Origin of the sequence: Janibacter sp. LM (assembly GCF_039631275.1) — a bacterium.
In the GTDB taxonomy this organism is placed as follows: Bacteria; Actinomycetota; Actinomycetes; order Actinomycetales; family Dermatophilaceae; genus Janibacter; species Janibacter terrae.
Genome location: NZ_JBDIVG010000076.1, coordinates 1 through 1,406 on the forward strand (window position 1 = coordinate 1; position 1,406 = coordinate 1,406).

General features: G+C 66.1%; 3 protein-coding genes. All 3 read right to left on the reverse strand.

The window, feature by feature from the left end:
- Window positions 1-233, reverse strand: a 233-nt coding sequence (locus ABC138_RS17485) for a vitamin K epoxide reductase family protein (protein ID WP_345914459.1), incomplete at its 3' end; no start/stop codon positions are given.
- On the reverse strand, window positions 214-858 hold the full coding sequence (locus ABC138_RS17490) for a thioredoxin domain-containing protein (protein WP_345914460.1): 645 nt from the start codon (window positions 856-858) through the stop codon (window positions 214-216). The genes ABC138_RS17490 and ABC138_RS17485, both read right to left, overlap by 20 nt.
- On the reverse strand, window positions 855-1,406 hold a 552-nt coding region (locus ABC138_RS17495), incomplete at its 5' end, for an HAD-IC family P-type ATPase (protein WP_345914461.1). The genes ABC138_RS17490 and ABC138_RS17495, both read right to left, overlap by 4 nt.

The window sequence follows — 1,406 nt, forward strand, 5'->3', positions numbered from 1 at the left end:
CCGAAGGCGTCTGCCTGCGGGGTGACCATGACCGAGCCGCAGGACAGGATCGGGTTGATGCTGCACGAGGGGACGTAGTCCGGGTTCTTGAGCAGCTCGATCTTCTCCACGAGCAGCACGACGGCGCAGAGCAGCCCGATCAGGCCCCCGACGAGGTACAGCCAGCCCAGGCCACGAGCGTTGACCGCAACCGCCGGGGTGACGGCGGTCGGCTCAGTCTTCGATTGCGGCATCAAGCGTGGTCTCGAAGTCGGCGATGGTGGTCGGCTCGATCTTGTTGCCGTCGAGGAAGAAGGTGGGTGTGCCGGTGACGCCCAGTGTCTGGGCGTCCTTCGTGCTCTGCTCGATGCGCTTCGCGGCGGCAGGGTCCTTCAGGCTGGCGCGGTACTGCTTCATGTCCAGCCCCAGCTCCTGGGCATACCCCTCGAAGGTCTTCTCCCTGGACGACTCAGAGTGGCTCCACTCGGCCTGCGTCTCGAAGAGCTTGTCGTGCATCTCCTCGAACTTGTCCTGTTCACGGGCGGCCTCGGCAGCCAGCGCCGCGTTCATCGAGTTTCCATGCAGGGGGAGGTAGCGCACCACGAAGGTCACGTCGTTCCCGTATTTGTCACGCAGGTCTGTCATGACGGGGTGGGCTGCGCCGCAGGCTTCGCACTCGAAGTCGAGGTACTCCACGAACACTGCCTTCTTGCCGGAGGTCAGGCGGGGGCTGTCATCGCGCACCAAGGGCGCGGACGCTCCGCTTCCGGACCCCGTAGGTGCCGCCTCTCCGCCGGCCCGGCTGAACGTCACCGCAGCGACCAATGCCACGAGAACCGCCACGATCATGGCCATGGACAGTTCCAGGCTCTTGCTCATTGGGATCCAATCATCGAAGGGCGCTGCTGGCGCGCAGAGTAGTCATCGCTCCTGGCGTCAGGCTGGGAATGGTGCTGGGTGCGGATGGCTCGCAAACCATTGGCGATGACGATGACCTCGGCGACCTCGTGGACCAGCACGACCGCGGCCAAACCCAGCACGCCGAACAGGGCGAGCGGGAAGAGGACCGCGATCAGGGCCACCGACATTATGACGTTCTGGGTCATGATCGCTCGTCCGCGGCGGGCATGTGCGAGGGCCTGTGGCAGCAGCCGGAGGTCGTGGCCAGTGAAGGCAACGTCTGCGGACTCGACTGCGGCGGCGGAACCGCCGGCGCCCATCGCGATACCGACGGTGGCAGTGGCCAGTGCGGGCGCGTCGTTGATGCCGTCGCCGATCATCGCCGTCGGGGCCGTGGCCATCGAGGCGCGGATGTGGTCGGCCTTGTCCTGGGGCAGGGTCTCCGCGTGAACCTGTCGGATGCCGGCTTCACTGGCGATGGCCTGCGCGGTGCGTGTGTTGTCACCGGTGAGCATCACGGTGGACAC